The following is a 17,970-nucleotide window of genomic DNA, read 5'->3' on the forward strand; positions in this document are numbered from 1 at the left end:
CAGTTCGACTCGACTCGTACAATGGGCGGCATGGAGACCGAGACCAGCGCGCGGCCGGCGCCGCTCCCCCAGCCCGCCCGGGAGGACCTCCGGCTGGAGGTGGTGATGGGCGCGCTGAGCGACCCGCTGCGGATGACGATCGTGCGCAGGCTGCTGCTGGAGTCGGACGGCTACGACCACACGTGCGGCTGGTTCGAGCTGGACCGGCCCAAGTCCACGCTCACGCACCACTTCAAGGCGCTGCGGGAGGCGGGGCTCACCACGCAGCGCCAGTACGGCCTGGAGCGCCGGAGCAGGCTGCGGTCGGAGGACCTGAACGCCCGCTTCCCAGGCCTGCTGGACCTCGTCGCGGCCTGGGAGCCAGCTAAATAATTCCTGGTCAGACCATGTACTGGTCGTGCCGCAGGTAGAGCTCGGCCCACTCCTCGGGCGTGAGCTGCCTGCCGGTGCGCGCGATCTCGGCCGTTTCCTCGAAGTAGGCCTCGCGCGGGGCGCCCGGGGTGAACAGGATCAGCATCGAGGCGGGCTCGCCGCTCTCGTTGCGGAACGAGTGGATGCCGCCGGGCGGGACGTAGAGGAAGTCGCCCGGCTCGGCGTCGACGGTCTTGTCGCCGTCATACAGGCGGATCGTGCCGCTGAGAATGAAGAACGACTCGGAGATCGTCTTGTGGAAGTGCGGCGCGGGCCCGGCCGGTTTCGCCGACATGTCCCACCGGTAGAGCCCGAACTCCCCATCGGTGTTGGCGCCCGTACCGAGGTAGTGGACGCCGGAACCGTCGCCCCGGTCGATCTCCGGCGGGGACGCGGCGGGGCGGAACCGGCCGCTGACCTCGCCCTGGTCGGCGAAGTATCGGGGTTCGGGATACGTCATCGTGATCCTCCTCGACGGTATGAGCCAATTCTGCCCATACCGCCGGGAGCGCGATCACCGGGGCCGGGTCACTCGACGACGAGCTCCACCGGGATGTTGCCGCGGGTGGCGTTGGAGTACGGGCAGACCTGGTGGGCGCGCTCGATCAGCTCGCGGCCGCCCTCGAGGTCCTCGGGAAGCTCGACGCGCAGCACCACGCTGAGCCCGAAGCCCTTGTCCACGCTGCCGCCGATGCTGACCTCGGCGGTCACCGACACGTCGCGGACGTCCTTGCGCTCGGCGCGCGCCACGGCGCCCATGGCGCTGGCGAAGCAGGCCGCGTAACCGGCCGCGAAGAGCTGCTCGGGGTTGGTGCCCTCGCCGCTGCCGCCCATCTCGACCGGCGGGGCCATCTTCAGGTCCAGCTTTCCGTCCGAGCTGACGGCACGCCCGTCGCGCCCGTTCGCGGTGGCCACGGCGGTGTAGTGGGTGTCCATGAGAGCTCCTTCGGCGTTGAAGATCCGTACAAGAATCAATGTAGCACAACTTAGTTGTGCGCAATTGAATTGTAGGATGGAACACATGATGAGCTCACCGGACGAGGTGCTCCGCCTGGACAACCAGGTGTGCTTCGCCCTGCACGCCGCCTCGCGCGCCTTCGACGCCACCTACCGCCCGATGCTGCGCGACCTCGGCCTGACCTATCCGCAGTACCTGGCGATGCTGGCGCTCTGGGAGCACGGAACGCTGACCGTCAAGGAGCTCGGCCTCGCCCTGCGCCTGGACTCCGGCACGCTCTCCCCCCTGCTCAAGCGGCTCGAGACCGCCGACCTGGTCCGGCGCGAGCGCAGCAGCGAGGACGAGCGGTCGGTGACGGTCTCACTGACCGCCCCCGGCCTGGCCCTGAAGAGGAAGGCGGCGGCCATCCCGCACCGCATCCTCGGCGCCACGGGCCTGTCCGCACAGGAGCTGAAGGACCTGCGCCGTTCGCTGGACGAGCTGACCGCCGCCCTCGACGCCGCCCAGGTCTGAGACCTCTGGCCTCGGCCCCTGGTCTGGGGCACGGGGCTTTCGATCAATCGTCGGCGCCTACAAATTCTGGGTGTGGGGCTTTGTAATCGCCCGGCAGCGAGGGCGCGGACGAACCGCCCATAACCTTCGCTTATGGACCCCGAACGCCTGATCTATCCGCTGACGAAGCACGTTCTGCTGGGCCCCGCGATGAGGGTCGCCTTCCGGCCGGAGGTGACGGGCCTGGAGAACATCCCCCGCACCGGACCGGTGATCCTGGCCCCCAATCACCTGGCGTTCATCGACTCGTTCGTGGTCCCGCTCGTCGTTCCCCGGCAGGTGTTCTTCCTGGGCAAGCACGAGTACTTCAACCGGCCGGGCCTGCCGGGACGCGTCCAGGCGGCCTTCTTCCGCGGGGTCGGGGCCATCGCCGTCGACCGTTCGGGCGGCCGGGCCGCGGTGGCGGCGCTCGCGGCGTCGGCGGACGTCCTGGAGCGCGGCGAGATGTTCGCGATCCACCCCGAGGGCACCCGTTCGCCGGACGGGCGCCTCTACCGGGGCCGCACGGGCGTCGGGCGGCTGACATTGCGCACGGGCGCCCCGGTCGTGCCGGTGGCGCTGTCGGGCACCGAACGGGTCCAGCCGCGCGGTTCCAAGCTCCCCCACCCGGTCAAGATCGGGATCCGGTTCGGCGAGCCGCTCACGTTCAGCGGCGTCGAACGCGACCGTGAGGCGGTGCGCACCGCCACCGACGAAGTGATGCGGCAGATCCAGAAACTCTCTGGTCAGGAGTACGTCGACTCCTATGCTCCGATGCGCGGCGCATGACCGATCCCGGTCCGCCGACGTTTGCCGATCGTGGCACGGGCACAGGTTAAGGAGAGCAAGGGCCAGAAATAAGCGAAGCCGTATTACGGAGATGACGTGGAGATCAGCCTTACCCTCAGGCTTCCACGAGACGCGGCCAGTGTGCCCATGGTGCGGCAGGTGCTGGACTCGTCTCTGGAAACGCTCGGCGTCGAGGAGCCGGTCCGCGACGACCTGATGCTCATTCTCAGTGAGGCCTGCGGCAATGTGATCCGGCACGCGCAGGACTGCGACGACTACTCCGTGCTGGTGGCGATCGTCGACGACGACTGCCTGATCAAGGTGCTGGACTCGGGTGACGGGTTCGGCGAGGGCCTGGACGCGGCGGAGCGGCCGCCGAGCCTCATCGCCGAGCACGGGCGCGGGATGTTGATCATGAAGGCGCTGGCCGACCAGGTCGAGTTCCGGTCCTCCCCCGAGGAGGGCGTCCTGGTCGCCATGGAGAAGCGGCTGCGGTACGGCGAGGACACCCTCGGCCACCGCCTCACCGCGGGCGAGCCCAAGCCGGTCGATGACGCCGCGTTCATGGACGACGAGGACGACGAGGACGCCGATCCCGAGCTGGAGGAGTTCGCCACCAAGCTGTTCGATCTGGCGCGCGACGGCCAGACCGAACAGCTCGTGAGCTACGTGGACGCCGGGGTCCCGGTCAACCTGACCAACGACAAGGGCGACACGCTCCTGATGCTGGCCGCCTACCACGGCCACGCCGGGACCGTTCAGGCCCTCGCCGCGCGGGCCGCCGACATCGAGCGCCCGAACGACCGGGGACAGCGGCCGCTGGCCGGCGCGGTGTTCAAGAAGGAGCCCGAGGTCGTACGGGTCCTGCTCGACGCCGGCGCCGATCCCGAGGCCGGGGAGCCGTCGGCCGCCGACACCGCCCGGATGTTCGGCCACGCCGAGTTCCTCGAGTGGTTCGAGGAGCGGCGCCCGACCGCTTAGGCCTGCCTGGGATCGGCCTAAGCCCCTGCGGGCTGCTCCTGCTTGCGCTGGGGGCGCAGCGCGACCAGCACCACCAGCAGCGCCGCGAGGGCGAAGGCCGCCCCCGAGGCGAAGACGACGTCCAGGCCGTGCACCATCACGTGCGCCGGGTCGCCGGTGGTGTGGCGCGTGGCGGCGCCGAACACCGTGACCAGCACGGCCGACCCCAGCGAGGCGCCCAGCCAGATCACCGCCTGGGCCACGCCGGAGGCCGCCCCGGCGTCCTCGGCCGGGACCTTCGCCAGGACGGTCATGTTCAGCGGCATGATCGCGATGCCGCCGCCCGCGCCCATCATCAGGAACGGGCCGAGCATCCCGGTCACGTAGCCGCTGTCGGCCGACACCCGGCTGAGCCAGAGGAGGCCGAGCCCGACCAGGATAGCGCCGGTGACGACGAACGGCCGTGCGCCGAAGCGCGGCAGGACCCTCGGCAGGATGCGCAGCACCGTGAACTGCATGCCCACCATCGGCAGGAAGGCGACGCCCGCCCGCAGCGGCCCGTACCCGAGCACCTCCTGGAGGTACTGGGTGAGGAAGAAGAACGCGCCGAACATCCCCGAGACGTACAGCGGCATGGCGAGGTAGGCGCCCGAACGGTCGCGGTCCCGGAACAGCCGCAGCGGAACGATCGGCTGCCGTACGCGGGCCTCGACGGCGACGAACGCGGCCAGCAGCACGATCGAGGCGGCGAACGCCCCGATCGTCAGGCCGTCCCGCCAGCCGTCGGACCCGGCCCGGATGAAACCGAAGACCAGCGCGGTCATGCCGAGCACGGACGTGACCGTTCCGGCGATGTCGAACCGGCCCGGCCGCCTGGGCGTCTCGGTGATGAAGCGCGGGCCGAGCACGGCCAGCGCCAGGCCGACCGGCAGGTTGATGAAGAAGACCCACCGCCAGCTGGCCGCCTCGGTGAGCACCCCGCCGACCAGCATGCCGATCGCGGCTCCGGCGCCGGTCACGCCGGAGAAGATGCTGAGGGCGCGGACCCGTGCCGCCCCCTCGAAGTTGGCCGCGATCAGCGCCATCGCGCTCGGCGCGGCCACCGCCGCCGCGACGCCCTGCAGGGCGCGCGCCGCGATCAGCATCCCGCCCGAGGTCGCCACGCCGCCGAGGAGCGAGGCCAGCGTGAAGACCACCACGCCCGCCGCGAAGACGCGGCGGCGGCCGAAGATGTCGCCGGTCCGGCCGCCGAGCAGCAGCAGGCCGCCGAATGTCAGCATGTAGGAGTTCTGAACCCAGGTCAGTCCGCTGGTAGACAGGTGGAGGGCGTCTCTGATGCCCGGAAGGGCGATGGTGACGACGGAGGTGTCGACACCGATCATGAGCTGACAGCCCACGATGACGGCGAGGGTGATGCCGGGATGAGCGATGCGGGACGGTGCGGCGGGCGAGGCCGCCACCGTTCGCTGCGCCGATGGGGTCGATGGGGTCGACAAGACAGCCTCCGAAGAGCGATGATTTAAGGAACGGAAGCGTTCACTGCAGTGAGAATGTACCGCGCATGCAACCAAAAGGGAACGGTCGCGTTCACTATTTTCCGGAGGCTCCGGTGAGTCCCGGGATTCGACGACGCGGCAGCGAGCTCGAGTCGGCCATCTTCACGGCCGTCATCGGGCAGCTCGAGGCCGTGGGCTACCGCAAGTTCACGATGGAGGGCGTGGCCGCCGCCGCGCAGACCGGCAAGGCCGCGCTCTACCGCCGCTGGGACTCCAAGGAGGAGCTCATCCGGGACGCGTTCCTGCACGTCCTGCCCTCACCCGGGGACGTTCCGGCGCACGAGGACATCCGGTCGGACCTGGTCGAGATCCTCGGGTCCTACCGGGACATGATCAACGCCACCCACGGCACGATGATCGAGGCCATCAAGGGCGAGGGCAGCGACACCACCGGCCTGCTGCACACCACGATCAAGGAGCACGTCTCCGAGCCGCTCAAGGAGCTGCTCTACCAGGCGATCCTGCGCGGCGTGGAACGCGGCGACGTGCGGCCCGCGGCGGGCACCCGCGACGTCGCCATGGTGGGCCCGGCGATGTTCACCTACAGCTGCATGACCATCCGGCCGGACATCACCGAGGAGTACGTGACGATGGTCGTCGACGAGATCCTGATGCCGCTGCTGAGCCCTCGCTGAGCCCTCGCTGAGCCCTCGCCCGGCCCCCTGCGAAAGTCGGGGGTGGCCACCGTCGTTCGGCCATGACCCGGCCCGTCCCGCGCGGGCCAGGCTGTCGATCATGCGTTCACGAACCCTCGCCCTCGCGGCGCTCGCCGTACTCCCGCTCCCCCTCGCCGCCGCCTGCGGCTCGCACGCGTCCGCGCAGCCCGCCGCAGCGCAGTCCAGCGCCGCGCTGACCTCCGGCGTACAGCCCGCCGCCGGACAGCCCGCCGCCGGACGGGCCGCCGCCGGACGGGCCGGAGCTGCGGCTCCGGTGCGGCTCAGCCTGCCCGCGCCGACCGGACGCCAGCCGATCGGCACCACCGAGCTCCACCTGATCGACCAGGGTCGTCCCGACCCGTGGGTGAAGGGCAAGACCCGCGAGCTCATGGTCAGCGTCTGGTATCCGGCGCGGCGGAACGCCCTGCCCCGCGCGCCCTACCTGCGGCCCGGCGTGGCCAAGATCACCAATGGCGCCCGCGCGTTCGACCTCATCCCGCCCGGCACCGTCGACTGGGCGGGCGCCCGCACGCACGCCGCCGAGTCGGCGCCCGTCGACGCCCGGCTCGGCGCCCGGCCCGTCGTGCTCTACTCCCCCGGCTTCGGCGTGCCTCGCGGCGTGGGCACGGAGGCGGTCGAGGAACTGGTGAGCCACGGCTACGTGGTGGTGACCATCGACCACACCTACGAGGCGTCGCTGATCGAGTTCCCGGGCGGGCGGGTCGCGACGCAGACGCTGCCGCCGCAGAGCGCCCAGCGGACCAGGACCGCCATCGACACGCGCGTCGCCGACACCCGTTTCGTTCTGGACCGCCTGAAGGCGCTGCGCAGCGGCCGCAACCCCGACGCCGAGCACCGCGCACTCCCCCGCGGGCTCGGCCGGACGCTCGACCTGTCCCGGATCGGCATGTTCGGGCACTCGGCGGGCGGCATCCAGGCCGCCGAGGCGATGCGCGTCGACCGGCGGCTGGACGCGGGCATCGACTTCGACGGAACGATGGAGTACTCCGACGGCGCCCTTGTCCCGGTCGCGCGGACGGGCCTGAACCGGCCGTTCATGCTGATGGGCGCGGCCACCGGCGGTACACCGCAGACCCATCGCACCAGCCGTTCCTGGAAGGCGTTCTGGGACCACTCCTCAGGCTGGAAGCGCGACCTGAACGTTCCGGCGGGCAGCCACTACAGCTACACCGACCTGCAGACGATCCTGCCCGCCCTGAGCAAGCCGCTCGGCCTGCCCGCCGACAAGGTGCGCGACTTCGTTGGAACGGTCGACCCCGATCGCATGACCTCGGCCCTGCGCGCGTACGTCACGGCGTTCTTCGACCGGCACCTGCGCGGCAGGACCGAACCCCTGCTGAACGGCCCCTCGCCCGCGCATCCGGACGTGCGTTTCATCCGCTAGTCGAGCGCGAGGCGAGGGCGAGGGCGAGGGCAAGGCGAGGGCGGGGGCAAGGGCGTTCGAACGACTCTCGTTCAGTCGAGCGAGGCCAGGTCGAAGTCGCCGGCGGCGTGGCCGTTGCCGTTGCCGTCCGCCCGCACGATCTGGCGGACCGGGAACGGGATGTGGATGCCCTCGGCGCGGAAGCGGCGGTGCAGGCGCTTCACGAACTCGTGCTTGATGCGGAACTGCTCGCCGAACTCGTCGATCCGCAGGATCACGGTGAAGCGGATGGCCGAGTCGGCGAAGGTGTGGAACCGCACCAGGGTCTCGGAGTCCTTCACGCCGCCCTCGACCTCGTTCATGACCTCCTCGCCGACCTCGATCACGATCTTCTCGACCCGTTCCAGGTCGGCGTCGTAGGCCACCCCGGCCTGGATCAGCAGCGACATGTCCTGGGCCGGGCGGTGGAAGTTGGTGAGGATCGTCTTGGAGAAGCTGGCGTTCGGGATGACCTCGATGTTGTCCGACAGCGTCTTGATCGAGGTGTTGCGCCAGTTGATGTCGACGACGTAGCCCTCCTGGCCGCTGCTCAGCTTGATGTAGTCGCCGGGCTCCATGGTCTTGGACGCCAGCACGTGGACGCCCGCGAACAGGTTGGCCAGCGTGTCCTGGAGGGCGAGCGCGACGGCCAGGCCGCCGATGCCCAGGGCGCCGAGCAGCGGGCTGATCGAGACCCCGATGCTCTGCAGCATGATCAGGAACCCGATCCCGATCACGATCACGCGGGTGATGTTGGTGAAGATCGTCACAGACGAGGCCACGCCCTGCCGCGCCAGCGTGACCGAGGTGACGATGCCCGCGATGAGCCGGGCCAGCGCGAACGTGACGGCCATGATGATGACGGCGGTCAGGACCTTGTCGATGGCCCCGTGGATGCGCGTCTTGGGGTCCAGGATGCCCACCGCGATGGCGCCACCGCCGGTGATCGCGACCGGGATGGCGAGATCCTGCAGGAGCTTGGCGATCAGGTCGTCCCAGGCCCATCGCGTATCCCCGGCGCGCCGGGTCAACCGCCCCGCGCCGAGCCGCAGGGCCACCGCCAAGACCAGCGCGACCGCCAAAGTGGCGCTCGCGGCGATGATCTGTTCCCATGACGGCTGGTGCTGCATGTACTGACTCTCCCTCGGGGGCGGCTAGGTCTGCCAGACCGGTATCGCCCCTTTGGCGGCGATACTTCCGGCACCGCCCGATGGTAATGAACGAAGTGCGGTCAATTCCTCGCCAAGCCCACAATCTCCGCGCATCGGCTGGGAACCATGACCACATGACCACATGGAGCAACGACGACCTCGAGCGCCTCGGCGACGCCAACGAGATCCAGATCGCACCCGAGAACGGCAACGGCGAAACGCACCGTCCGATCACGATCTGGATCGTCCGCCACGACGACGACCTGTTCGTCCGTTCGGCGCGCGGTCCCGAGGGCCGCTGGTACCGCACCGCCGGCACCACCCACCGCGGCCGCATCCACGCCGCCGGGCTGACCAGGGACGTCACGTTCGCCGACGAGACCGACCCGGCCGTCAACGACCAGATCGACGCCGCCTACCTGGCCAAGTACGGCAGCACCCCGTGGGCCGAGCCGATGACCCGGCCGGGCCCGCGCGACACCACGCTGAGGCTCACTCCCGCCGAATAGGCGATCGGCTCACGGTGTGGCTTACACTCAAGACATGCCGCACCGCTAGGGACACCACCTCATCCTGGTCACCCGTGCCGACCTTCCTTCCGGCACGCAGGCCTGCCAGCTGGTTCACGCGGCCCTCTCGTTCGCCCTCGCGTACCCCGATCTCGTACGCGACTGGCACGACGCCTCCAACGCACTGCTGATCCTCGCGGCCTCCGACGAGCTCGACCTCGGATGGCTCCGCGACGACGCCTTGGGGGCGGGCCTGCGCGTCTCCGGGTTCCACGAACCCGATCTGGGCGGCGCCCTCACGGCCGCCGCCTTCGAACCGGCCGCGTTCCGCCTGCTCTCGCGCCTGCCCCGCGCACTCACCACCACCGAAGGGAAGGTCCTGCCGTGATCGACGCCGTCCAACCAGCCGATCTCCGTACCCGGCTCGTCGAGGTCACCGCGGAGCGCGACGCGCTCCGCGACCAGCTCGACGGGGAACTCCCCCGTGCCACCCGCTGGCTCCAGCGCAAGGTCTGGCGCCAGGCCGCCGCGCTCGACGCCCTAAACCGCCGGGTCGTCTCCCAGCGCTTCGTTCTGCGCACCCTGGGCGAGCTGGGCCGATCCCTCACCGCCGTGGAGTACCGCACGGCCAGGGACCGGATCGCCGACGCGGACCTCCGCCGCCGCATCGACGAGCCGGACGCCTGACCGTGCACCATGGGATGACCGGTGCGCCGCGGCCACCGGTCATCCCGCCCGCCCCGGGGGCCCGACGGCAGGGCGACCGCCTCTAAAGCGGACCGCAGCGGGTTCGACTCCCGCCTGGGGTACTTAAGGAGGTGGCTACCAGGTCTCGTCGGTGAACGGACGGACCTGGAAGCGCTGGTTGCCGCCCCCGTACCAGGGCCACTGGATCAGCAGCGCGCCGTTGGCAGTGCTCTCGTTGTCGATCGTCAGCACCTTGCCCGAGTGCTTGGCGACGACGCGGTAGTAGTCACCGCCGACCGGGTCGCCACTGGCGCCGTCGACGTTCAGGACCTTCTCCACGTGCGCGGTCACCAGGTGCGCCCGGCCCGGCAGGTCGGTGGCGTACGCCTGCTCGGCGTCGGGAACGTGGAACTCCCAGGTCGGTGTGGCGCCGATGTTGCTGCCCCAGCGGCCCAGCACGTCTTTCATCTGGATGCCGTAGTTACCGGTCACCGTCCAGGTCCCTGCCTGGTAGGGCTGGTTGTCGCTGTAGACGTCGATGGTCTGGGACGACTGGGCGCCGGGGAACTGCCCCTCGAACTTGGTGCCGTCGGGGAAAACGATGCTGTAGTAGCTGGTCTCCCACACCCGGGCACCGTTCGGCGGAGCCTGCCAGCCGATCCCGAGCAGCGCCTTCCACCCGGCCTCCATCCACAGGTGCACGCGGATGCTGCCGTCATCCTGGCCTTCGAGCGACAACTGGCTCTTGAGCCGGAAGTCCTCACGGCCGCGATGACCCTTTGCCTGGTGGCCGTACGTAGTCCCTAGTAACCGCGACCCCGGAGGTTCCTCTGCCGTGACCATCAGCACTGAGACAGAGCCGACCCGGGACGAGCAGCCGGACATCGACGCCCCCGAGCACGAGCGGGACGCCGAAAGCTCTCCGGCTGCGGGACGAGTGGACTCGCTCCTCGTTCTGATCATGTTGCTGATCCTGCTGATGGCCATGCAGGGGCCGATCCGGCGCGGGTTGTCGGCGCCGGTGATGCAGAGCTGGATGACCGTGTTCATCGCGGTGGTCGTCCAGGCGATGCCCTTCCTCGTCCTGGGCGTGGCGCTGTCTGCGGCCATCGCGACGTTCGTACCTCCGACCTTCTTCGCTCGCGCGCTTCCGAGCCGGCCCGCGCTGGCGGTCCCGGCCGCTGGGGTGGCCGGTGCGGTGCTGCCCGGCTGCGAGTGCGCCTCCGTTCCGGTGGCGGGGGCGCTCGTACGCAGGGGCGTCACTCCTTCGGCGGCGCTGGCGTTCCTGCTGTCGGCCCCGGCGATCAACCCAATCGTGCTGACCGCCACCGCCGTCGCGTTTCCTCGCAACCCGGAGATGGTCCTGGCCCGGTTCGCCGCGAGCCTGCTGGTGGCGTGCGCGATGGGCTGGCTGTGGCAGCGGCTGGGCCGTGCGGACTGGCTGCGCCCGCCCGCGCGCCCGTCCTTCGAGGGCCAGGGCAAGGCGGCGGCGTTCTGGGGATCGGTACGGCACGACGTCATGCACGCCGGGGGTTTCCTGGTCGTCGGCGCGATGGCGGCGGCCACGCTCAAGGCGGTCGTCCCGGCGACCTGGCTGCGTACCGCGGCCGGTGATCCCGCGGCGTCGATCCTGGCGCTGGCCGTCCTGGCAGTCCTGTTGTCGATCTGCTCCGAGGCCGACGCCTTCGTCGCGGCGTCCCTGTCGCAGTTCTCGTTGACCGCGCGGCTGGCGTTCCTGGTGGTCGGGCCGATGATCGACCTCAAGCTGTTCGCCATGCAGGCCGCCACGTTCGGCCGAGGGTTCGCGCTGCGGTTCGCCCCGGCCACCTTCGCGCTCGGCGTCCTGGTCTCGGCGGCCGTCGGGGCGGTGCTCCTGTGAACCGCCAGGCGCAGGCCGTCCTGCTCTTCCTCGTCGGCGGGGTGCTGCTGCGCGCCGCCTCCAGCGGCCTCTACCTGCGGTACGTCAAGCCGGGCCTGCAGCCATTGCTAGTGGCGGCCGGTGTCGTCCTGATCGTCGCCGCCCTGGTCACCGTCTGGTACGAGACCCGCGCCCTGTGGCAAGCCCGCAAAGCCGGCCACGAGCATGGTCACGGTCACCGCGAGCCCCGAATCTCCTGGCTCCTGACGCTCCCGTTGCTAGCCATCATCCTGGTCGCCCCGCCCGCGCTCGGCTCGTACAGCGCCAACCGCGTCGGTACCGCGCTCCAACCCCCTCCAGGCTTCCCGCCCCTCCCCAGCGGCGACCCCCTCAAAATGACGGTCAACGATTACGCGGGCAGGGCGGCCTACGACCACGGACAATCGCTCGGCACCCGCCGGATCGAACTGACCGGCTTCGTCTCCCGCGACCCCAGCGGCGGCGCCTACCTGGTCCGCATGATGCTCAACTGCTGCGCCGCCGACGCCCTCCCGGTCAAGGTCCGCCTGACCGGGCAGGTTCCGCCCGTTCTACAGCCCGACACCTGGCTAGACGTCATCGGCACCTTCACCCCGGGGCAGACCAGGGACCCGGCCAACAACGGCGTCATCCCGTTCATCAACGTCACCCAGGCCCGCCCGATCTCGGCCCCGAAGGACCCCTACGAGGACTGAGACTCCGTCACGGCTTAGGCAACCAGGAGACCTTGCCCGCCAGCTCGACCGAACCGACGAACGCCACGATGTCGATGAGCGCGTGCGCGACCAGCAGCGGCATCACCCGCCCCCAGCGGCGGTACAACCGGCTGAAGATCAGCCCCATCACCATGTTGCCCGCCAGGCCGCCCAGCCCCTGGTAGAGGTGGTAGCTGCCGCGTACCGCCCCGCTCGTCACGTCAGCCCGCCAGTCGGGCCAGCCGAACTGACCAAGCCGATGCAGCAGATAACCAAGGACGATGACCTCCTCGAGCACCGCGTTCTGGATCGCCGACAGCACGAGCACCGGGATCCGCCACCACACGTTCCCCAACGTCGACGGCACAACGGTCAGGTTCGCGCCCACCCCGCGCGCCGCCAGGTAGAGCCCCAGCCCAGACCCGCCGATGACAGCCGCCACCCCCGCACCCCGCAGCAGATCCGAACGCCGCGGAACCCAATCGACCCCCAGCGTGCTCCGCATAGGCTCGCCGCCGCACCCCATCAAATGAGCGACCAGCGCCACCGGAACCAGCGCCTGAGCCAGATAGAACACCTGCCAGGAAAGCCCAAGCCACGGACGCCCCGGAGAAACATCGGTGACCAGCGCAGTCGCCTGATGACTCAGCGCCTTATGCGCAGTGGCAGAGCCGACGAACGAGATGAACGCCGACACCCCCGCCGCGCCCAGCGAGAGCGCGAAGACCAGCCAGACCTCACGGGTCAGCACATGCCGTGGTGCAAGCGTCGGAGCAGCCGCATCCTCAGTGGTCACGCCCCAGATCGTCGCACGACCACGGTCCCACCCCTAGGAGGCCCGTTCACCTCCCCGAACCAACCACCACAAAAGCCCGCACTTCCGTAAGCTCGCCAGTCAACCAAGGAGGGCGAATGCTCCGCTTGAACGTGGGATGGCCACGAGGACTCTGGATCTTCCAGCTAGGCTGCGCGTTCCCCGTGGTCATGCTCGCCGAACTGTTTCTGGTCTACGTCGCCACCATGTTCATCAGCTGGGACCAAGCCATCCTCGGCATCCTCGTCCTGGTATTCGCCGTAGCCAGCATCCCTACCTATATAGCGTTGCTGGCCTGGCGTTACGGCCAAGCGTTCTGGCTGGACGGCCGAGTCCTCATCCGCCGCTCCGTGACCGGCCGCAAGCACTACCACCTCCCAGAGGCCAAGGTGAGCGCCGAGAGCGTCGCACCCAATCTGTCGTCCAACCCGTTGCCACGCCTGGTCATCGACCAACCAGGCCGCCCGCGCGTGCGCCTATGGCTCCGAGAGCCAAACCGCAGAGGCGCCCTGCTACCCCCAGAGCAGCTGACGGCCCTAGCTCACGCGATCGACCCCACCCTCCAGCACCCCGTAGCCCGAAGACTCCACGACCTGGCCTCCGACCCCCTAGGCGGCATCTCCTAACGCGCGGAACTACCAGGGTGCCTGTCCAAACCCGGGGGTGGTCGAACGCTCTCAGTGGCGGAGGCCGAAGGGGTCGGCTGCCATCTCGCGCAGGCCTTCCGCGATGTCTCGGATTCCTTCGTCGGATCCGTCCGGACGGTTGCTGACGATGTCGGCGAGGGCGCGGAGATGATGAGCGGCGATGGGCTTGCCGTTCCGATACGGGTCACGTAGCGGAAGGACCATCGGGCGCGTGCCCGTCTCGCCGATGATGAGCCGTGGTGTCTCATCGGCGCGGATCGGCTCGGTCAGGAGGTCGCGGCGACGGTTGGAGCGAATCCGGCGCTCCACCACCGTCGTTCCATCGATCCAGTACTGGTTGCGCCCGAGATCGAGCAGCAATCCGACGATCATCACGAAATCGATGATCACACCACCGAACAAGAACACACCTACGAACGGTCCTTCACCCGAGACGATCAAACCGAGGCCGATCAGCGCGACGAAGGATCCACCCAGCAACAAGATCACCAGCAACGAGGCGATGTAGAGCATGCGTGCCCTAGTGGGGCCGGCCACGAGGAGAGCCGTTTCGCTCGTGTCGCGCTTGTCCGTCATGACCGGTCAGCGTAACCACTCTTGTCAATGGACACGGGCGCGAGCGTCAAGTTGGTGCGAAGCCGCTCAGTGGCGGCTCCGGTTGGGTGGAGCCGCCGCTGAGCGGTTAGAACTCCTGGTCGTCTTCGGGGGTCAGGGTGAAGGTGAAGGGGGTTGTTGTTGGGCGGCGTAGGGGGATGTCGCAGGTGATGTGGCGTAGGGCTTCGTTTCTGCTGAGGCCTAGGCCTTGGGCTATGAGCCAGTCGGGACGGAGGGGGACGGGGTCCTTGAAGAGGACTTGCACTGGGACCGCTTCGTCGGGGGGTGGGGAGTCGAGTTGCCAGGCTCCCGTCCAGTCCAGGGTGAAGCGGTTGCGGCGGGCTAGCTGCGGGTCGATCAGGGTGGACGCGATGAGGCCCGGGTCGTTGGCGTGGTAGCCGTCGAACGCGGGCCTGGCGACGGATCTGACCGGGGTTCGCTCGTGGACGGTGAGCTTGGTCGGGCGATCGCAGGACACGCAGTGGACGATGAGCCACACGGCCAGCCATTTGGGGTTGGCGCCTACGCGGAACCTGGCGTCGCTGGCGGTGGCCGACTCCGACTCGCAGTCTGGGCATCGCAAGGACAGGAGGGGGAGCCTGGTTCGGCGAACGACCCAGGTTGGGGTTTGTGACATGAGCTCTCTTGACCTGACGTTGGGGGCGCTCGGGGCAGCCCGACGGAGCCGATGGTTCGGCTGGAGGGTGATGTCAGGGTCAGAGAGCAGGCGGGGTCACGCGGGGTCCTTTGCGTTGGGGCTGCAGGCAATGTAGGGGAACGTGGGAGGCGGCTCAAACGGTTTTCCGGCGGTATGGGGGTGTCATGGGCTTTTGGGCGTGGCGGTTAAGATCTAGTACGTGGAAGGCCTGGGACTGGTGCGCCGGCTGGGGGTCACGGCGCTCGGACTGCAGAACGGCCCCCATCGCGTCACGGTGCGGCGCGATATCGAGGTACCCGCTGCCGACGGGGTGACGCTGCTGGCGGATCACTATGCGCCGGTGGATGTGGAACGGCCGCCGACGATCTTGGTGCGGTCGCCGTACGGGCGGCGGGGGCCGTTCGGGTTGATGTGCGGGCAGACGTTCGCGTCGCACGGTTTTCAGGCCGTGGTGCAGAGCGTCCGGGGCGGCTTCGGGTCCGGTGGGGTGTTCGAGCCGCTGGACGAGCGCGAGGACGGGCTGGCGACCGTTGAGTGGCTGAAGGCGCAGCCGTGGTTCGGTGGAACGTTCGCCATGCACGGGCCCAGCTATCTGGGGTACGTGCAGTGGGCGCTGGCCGCGGAGGCGGGGCCTGAGCTGAAGGCGTTGTCGATGCAGGTCACGGCGTCCACTTTTCGTGATGCGGTGAATGTGGGGGGCACGTTCGCCTTGGAGTCGGCGCTGATCTGGGTCGATGTCACCGCGCGGATGAAGCATCCGCTGTCGGGGCTGACGACCGGGATCATGTCACCGCGGCGGGCGCGGCGGGCGACGCTGTCGGGGCGGCCGCTGTCGGAGCTGGACTCGCTGGCGACCGGGGAGCCGCAGCGGTTCTTCCAGGAACTGCTCACCAATGGGCCGGACACGCCGTTCTGGGATCGGCGTGACTTCAGCCCGATGGTGTCGCAGGTGCAGGCGCCGGTGAACATGACCGGTGGCTGGTACGACATCTTCCTGCCTTGGCAGCTGAAGGACTACGCGGCGCTGAGGGCGGGCGGGCATCGGCCTTATCTGACGATCGGGCCGTGGTTCCACGCGGACGCGCGGATGATGCGGGGCTCGATCGGCGAGTCGCTGGCGTGGTTCCGCGCGCATCTGCAGGACGATCCGTCGGAGCTGAGAGAGCAGGCCGTACGGCTGTTCGTCACCGGGCTGGGCGAGTGGCGCGAGTTCCCCGACTGGCCGGTGCCGGGGATGCGGGAGCAGCGCTGGCATCTGCAGCCGGAGGGCGCGCTGTCGCCGGACGCGCCGCCCGAGTCCGAGCCGGACGTCTACCGGTACGACCCGGCGCATCCGACGCCGTTCCTCGGCGGGCCGACGCTGCTCGGCGACACCCATCCGCAGACCGACCAGCGGCGGCTGGAACGCCGGCGCGACGTGCTCACGTTCACCTCGGAGGAACTGACCGAGGATCTGGAGATCATCGGGCCGGTGTCGGCGGACCTGTTCGTGCGCTCGGACCGGCCGCACACCGACTTCGTCGTACGGCTGTGCGACGTCGCGCCGGACGGCGAGTCGCTCAACCTGTGCGAGGGCATGCGGCGGCTGGTCCCGGGCACGCCCGAGGAGGACGGCGACGGGGTACGGCGCGTGGCCGTGGAGCTCTGGCCCGCCGGGCACCGGTTCCTCAAGGGGCACCGGGTGCGCGTGCAGGTGTGCAGCGGCGCCTACCCGCGGATCGCGCGCAACACCGGCACCGGCGAACCGATCGGCACCGCGACCGAGATGGTGACCGCGGCGCAGGAGATCTTCCACGAGCCCGGCCGTGCATCGTCCATCGTGCTGCCCGTGATGGACGGCTGAGGGGTCAGCCTCGGTTGCGCAGGGCCTCCAGGGCCTTGTCGGCGTGCACGTTCATCCGGACCTCGCTCTTGATGATCTCCAGGACCGTGCGGTCGGTGTCGATCACGTACGTCTGCCGCTTGGTCGGAACGAGCGCGAAGCCGCGCTTCACGCCGAACTTCGCCCGCACCGCGCCGTCCTCATCCGACAGCAGCGGGTAACCGAAGTCGTGCTTGTCGGTGAACTTCTTCTGCTTGTCGACAGAGTCGGAGCTGATGCCGACGGGATGGGCTCCGAGCGCGGCCAGCTCGGTCTTCAGATCGCGGAAATGGCATGCCTCGGCAGTGCAGCCCGGGCTCAGTGCGGCCGGGTAGAAGAACAGGACGATCGGTCCGTCCTCCAACAGCGTGCTCAGCTTGCGGGGCGTCCCGGTCTCGTCGGGAAGCTCGAAGTCGTCAACCACGTCACCGACGTTCATGGAGGCGACGCTATCCGATCAGGCCCCCGATCGGCCGCGTGAGGACCGTCACTCCGCCGTCGCGTCAGCCCGGCGTCAGGCCGCCGTCGAGCCGCCGTCACCGCGCGCCCAGCAGGGCCGCGACCGAATCGGCCGTCCACGCACCCCGCGCACCTGGGCGTTCGCTCAGATAAAGGGCGGTCTGGGCCGCCGGCCAGCCGTGCGCCTCGCGGAGCCCGTTGCCGAGCATCATCAGATAAGGGGCGGTCGGCGCGTTCAATTCGGCGCGGTCGGCACCGTGCGGCGAGGTGAACGTGAGCATGGGGTGACCGCCCTCCTCCCCCACGTTGACGACCGTCTCGTAGCGTCCCGGCCCGAGTTGCCGGCGTCCGCCATGCCCGCCGTTCAGGACCTCCGACAGGTCCGGGTCCTCGCCCACCTCGCGGCGCATCTCCTGTGACATGACGTCGCAGAACTGTTCACGCGTCAGCAGGTAGGCGCGTGCGGCGGCGTGCCCCGGCAGGTCCGGGTCGTAGAACGCCATCCCGCCGCCCCACGTCAACGAGGTCAGCGCGAAGTAGATCCCGCCGGGCAGGGTGACGGCGCGTTCGGCCCGCGCCGGGCTGGCGTCCCGGCACCCGGTGTAGTGCCGCTGGCCGCCCTCGGGCGTGCCGCCGGCCAGGTAGCAGGCGAAACGCTCGGCGAACAGGTTCGACCCGTACGCCACGTACCAGAGAAGCCCGCCGCCCATGCGG

General features: G+C 69.5%; 23 protein-coding genes. 13 read left to right on the plus strand and 10 right to left on the minus strand.

Annotated elements, in window-relative coordinates; all coding sequences use genetic code 11:
- Nucleotides 1-30: 30 nt before the first annotated feature.
- Nucleotides 31-372 (plus strand): ArsR/SmtB family transcription factor, encoded by a 342-nt coding sequence (locus J4573_RS29505; RefSeq protein ID WP_243773730.1) that lies wholly within the window; start codon nt 31-33, stop codon nt 370-372.
- A gap of 7 nt (nt 373-379) precedes the next feature.
- On the opposite strand, the gene J4573_RS29510 is transcribed toward J4573_RS29505, so the two are convergent.
- A complete protein-coding gene (locus tag J4573_RS29510) occupies nt 380-871 on the minus strand; it encodes a cupin domain-containing protein (RefSeq protein WP_208259144.1) in 492 nt (163 codons plus the stop codon).
- A 68-nt stretch (nt 872-939) separates the two neighbouring features.
- Nucleotides 940-1,347 (minus strand): organic hydroperoxide resistance protein, encoded by a 408-nt coding sequence (locus J4573_RS29515; RefSeq protein ID WP_208259145.1) that lies wholly within the window; start codon nt 1,345-1,347, stop codon nt 940-942.
- 85 nt (nt 1,348-1,432) lie between these two features.
- On the opposite strand from J4573_RS29515, the gene J4573_RS29520 reads away from it, so the two are divergent.
- From J4573_RS29520 to J4573_RS56735, 3 genes are all read left to right on the plus strand, one after another.
- A complete protein-coding gene (locus J4573_RS29520) occupies nt 1,433-1,882 on the plus strand; it encodes a MarR family winged helix-turn-helix transcriptional regulator (RefSeq protein ID WP_307796983.1) in 450 nt (149 codons plus the stop codon).
- A gap of 132 nt (nt 1,883-2,014) precedes the next feature.
- The gene (locus J4573_RS29525; protein ID WP_208259146.1) at nt 2,015-2,689 is read left to right on the plus strand and encodes a lysophospholipid acyltransferase family protein; all 675 of its coding nucleotides are present in this window, start codon (nt 2,015-2,017) and stop codon (nt 2,687-2,689) included.
- 96 nt (nt 2,690-2,785) lie between these two features.
- A complete protein-coding gene (locus J4573_RS56735; protein ID WP_208259147.1) occupies nt 2,786-3,670 on the plus strand; it encodes an ATP-binding protein in 885 nt (294 codons plus the stop codon).
- 17 nt (nt 3,671-3,687) lie between these two features.
- Here J4573_RS56735 and J4573_RS29535 read toward each other — a convergent pair whose 3' ends face one another.
- Nucleotides 3,688-5,145 carry an MFS transporter gene (locus J4573_RS29535; RefSeq protein WP_243773731.1) on the minus strand — a complete coding sequence of 486 codons (1,458 nt, stop codon included), beginning with the start codon at nt 5,143-5,145 and terminating at the stop codon, nt 3,688-3,690.
- A gap of 113 nt (nt 5,146-5,258) precedes the next feature.
- Here J4573_RS29535 and J4573_RS29540 point away from each other — a divergent pair, with 113 nt between their 5' ends.
- Entirely contained in the window at nt 5,259-5,840 is a 582-nt protein-coding gene (locus tag J4573_RS29540) for a TetR-like C-terminal domain-containing protein (protein WP_208259148.1), read from the plus strand.
- A 100-nt stretch (nt 5,841-5,940) separates the two neighbouring features.
- A complete protein-coding gene (locus tag J4573_RS29545) occupies nt 5,941-7,266 on the plus strand; it encodes an alpha/beta hydrolase family protein (protein ID WP_243773732.1) in 1,326 nt (441 codons plus the stop codon).
- Nucleotides 7,267-7,337: 71 nt separating this feature from the next.
- Here the strand turns inward: J4573_RS29545 and J4573_RS29550 are convergent, their stop codons facing one another.
- Nucleotides 7,338-8,414 (minus strand): mechanosensitive ion channel family protein, encoded by a 1,077-nt coding sequence (locus J4573_RS29550; protein ID WP_208259149.1) that lies wholly within the window; start codon nt 8,412-8,414, stop codon nt 7,338-7,340.
- Nucleotides 8,415-8,569: 155 nt separating this feature from the next.
- On the opposite strand from J4573_RS29550, the gene J4573_RS29555 reads away from it, so the two are divergent.
- From J4573_RS29555 to J4573_RS29565, 3 genes are all read left to right on the plus strand, one after another.
- Complete coding sequence (locus J4573_RS29555) at nt 8,570-8,944, plus strand: DUF2255 family protein (protein WP_208259150.1); 375 nt, start codon at nt 8,570-8,572, stop codon at nt 8,942-8,944.
- A gap of 241 nt (nt 8,945-9,185) precedes the next feature.
- Nucleotides 9,186-9,332, plus strand: coding sequence for a hypothetical protein (locus J4573_RS29560; protein WP_208259151.1), 147 nt, complete (start codon nt 9,186-9,188; stop codon nt 9,330-9,332).
- Nucleotides 9,329-9,631, plus strand: coding sequence for a hypothetical protein (locus J4573_RS29565; protein ID WP_208259152.1), 303 nt, complete (start codon nt 9,329-9,331; stop codon nt 9,629-9,631). Before J4573_RS29560 ends, J4573_RS29565 begins: the two co-directional genes overlap by 4 nt.
- A 135-nt stretch (nt 9,632-9,766) precedes the next feature.
- Here the strand turns inward: J4573_RS29565 and J4573_RS29570 are convergent, their stop codons facing one another.
- A complete protein-coding gene (locus J4573_RS29570) occupies nt 9,767-10,369 on the minus strand; it encodes an RICIN domain-containing protein (RefSeq protein ID WP_208259153.1) in 603 nt (200 codons plus the stop codon).
- Nucleotides 10,370-10,466: 97 nt separating this feature from the next.
- Between J4573_RS29570 and J4573_RS29575 the strand changes: the two genes are divergently transcribed.
- Nucleotides 10,467-11,510, plus strand: a complete 1,044-nt coding sequence (locus J4573_RS29575) for a permease (protein WP_372442911.1) — start codon at nt 10,467-10,469, stop codon at nt 11,508-11,510.
- Nucleotides 11,507-12,223, plus strand: coding sequence for a TIGR03943 family putative permease subunit (locus J4573_RS29580; protein ID WP_208259154.1), 717 nt, complete (start codon nt 11,507-11,509; stop codon nt 12,221-12,223). Before J4573_RS29575 ends, J4573_RS29580 begins: the two co-directional genes overlap by 4 nt.
- A gap of 7 nt (nt 12,224-12,230) precedes the next feature.
- Here J4573_RS29580 and J4573_RS29585 read toward each other — a convergent pair whose 3' ends face one another.
- Complete coding sequence (locus tag J4573_RS29585) at nt 12,231-13,019, minus strand: CPBP family intramembrane glutamic endopeptidase (protein WP_208259155.1); 789 nt, start codon at nt 13,017-13,019, stop codon at nt 12,231-12,233.
- Between the two features lie 116 nt (nt 13,020-13,135).
- On the opposite strand from J4573_RS29585, the gene J4573_RS29590 reads away from it, so the two are divergent.
- Nucleotides 13,136-13,663 (plus strand): hypothetical protein, encoded by a 528-nt coding sequence (locus tag J4573_RS29590; RefSeq protein WP_208259156.1) that lies wholly within the window; start codon nt 13,136-13,138, stop codon nt 13,661-13,663.
- Nucleotides 13,664-13,714: 51 nt separating this feature from the next.
- Here the strand turns inward: J4573_RS29590 and J4573_RS29595 are convergent, their stop codons facing one another.
- Both J4573_RS29595 and J4573_RS29600 read right to left on the minus strand, forming a co-directional pair.
- A complete protein-coding gene (locus J4573_RS29595; RefSeq protein ID WP_208259157.1) occupies nt 13,715-14,260 on the minus strand; it encodes a hypothetical protein in 546 nt (181 codons plus the stop codon).
- Nucleotides 14,261-14,366: 106 nt separating this feature from the next.
- Nucleotides 14,367-14,915: a DUF1062 domain-containing protein gene (locus J4573_RS29600; RefSeq protein WP_208259158.1), complete on the minus strand. Its 549-nt coding sequence runs from the start codon at nt 14,913-14,915 to the stop codon at nt 14,367-14,369.
- A gap of 220 nt (nt 14,916-15,135) precedes the next feature.
- On the opposite strand from J4573_RS29600, the gene J4573_RS29605 reads away from it, so the two are divergent.
- A complete protein-coding gene (locus J4573_RS29605; RefSeq protein WP_307796986.1) occupies nt 15,136-16,779 on the plus strand; it encodes a CocE/NonD family hydrolase in 1,644 nt (547 codons plus the stop codon).
- Nucleotides 16,780-16,783: 4 nt separating this feature from the next.
- Here J4573_RS29605 and J4573_RS29610 read toward each other — a convergent pair whose 3' ends face one another.
- Together J4573_RS29610 and J4573_RS29615 are read right to left on the minus strand one after the other, a co-directional pair.
- Entirely contained in the window at nt 16,784-17,236 is a 453-nt protein-coding gene (locus J4573_RS29610) for a peroxiredoxin (RefSeq protein WP_208259159.1), read from the minus strand.
- Nucleotides 17,237-17,333: 97 nt separating this feature from the next.
- On the minus strand, nt 17,334-17,966 hold the full coding sequence (locus J4573_RS29615; RefSeq protein WP_208259160.1) for a histone deacetylase: 633 nt from the start codon (nt 17,964-17,966) through the stop codon (nt 17,334-17,336).
- Between the last annotated feature and the right edge of the window lie 4 nt (nt 17,967-17,970).

The sequence above is a fragment of the Actinomadura barringtoniae genome (assembly GCF_017573505.1).
Taxonomy (GTDB): domain Bacteria; phylum Actinomycetota; class Actinomycetes; order Streptosporangiales; family Streptosporangiaceae; genus Spirillospora; species Spirillospora barringtoniae.

Coding starts and splice junctions, on each gene's coding strand:
- J4573_RS29550 (WP_208259149.1), bottom strand. CDS start 8,414: ATGCAGCACCAGCCGTCATGGGAACAGATCATCGCCGCGAGCGCCACT.
- J4573_RS29520 (WP_307796983.1), top strand. CDS start 1,433: ATGATGAGCTCACCGGACGAGGTGCTCCGCCTGGACAACCAGGTGTGC.
- J4573_RS29610 (WP_208259159.1), bottom strand. CDS start 17,236: ATGAACGTCGGTGACGTGGTTGACGACTTCGAGCTTCCCGACGAGACC.
- J4573_RS29545 (WP_243773732.1), top strand. CDS start 5,941: ATGCGTTCACGAACCCTCGCCCTCGCGGCGCTCGCCGTACTCCCGCTC.
- J4573_RS29510 (WP_208259144.1), bottom strand. CDS start 871: ATGACGTATCCCGAACCCCGATACTTCGCCGACCAGGGCGAGGTCAGC.
- J4573_RS29555 (WP_208259150.1), top strand. CDS start 8,570: ATGACCACATGGAGCAACGACGACCTCGAGCGCCTCGGCGACGCCAAC.
- J4573_RS29595 (WP_208259157.1), bottom strand. CDS start 14,260: ATGACGGACAAGCGCGACACGAGCGAAACGGCTCTCCTCGTGGCCGGC.
- J4573_RS29515 (WP_208259145.1), bottom strand. CDS start 1,347: ATGGACACCCACTACACCGCCGTGGCCACCGCGAACGGGCGCGACGGG.
- J4573_RS29525 (WP_208259146.1), top strand. CDS start 2,015: ATGGACCCCGAACGCCTGATCTATCCGCTGACGAAGCACGTTCTGCTG.
- J4573_RS29615 (WP_208259160.1), bottom strand. CDS start 17,966: ATGGGCGGCGGGCTTCTCTGGTACGTGGCGTACGGGTCGAACCTGTTC.
- J4573_RS29505 (WP_243773730.1), top strand. CDS start 31: ATGGAGACCGAGACCAGCGCGCGGCCGGCGCCGCTCCCCCAGCCCGCC.
- J4573_RS29590 (WP_208259156.1), top strand. CDS start 13,136: ATGCTCCGCTTGAACGTGGGATGGCCACGAGGACTCTGGATCTTCCAG.
- J4573_RS29600 (WP_208259158.1), bottom strand. CDS start 14,915: ATGTCACAAACCCCAACCTGGGTCGTTCGCCGAACCAGGCTCCCCCTC.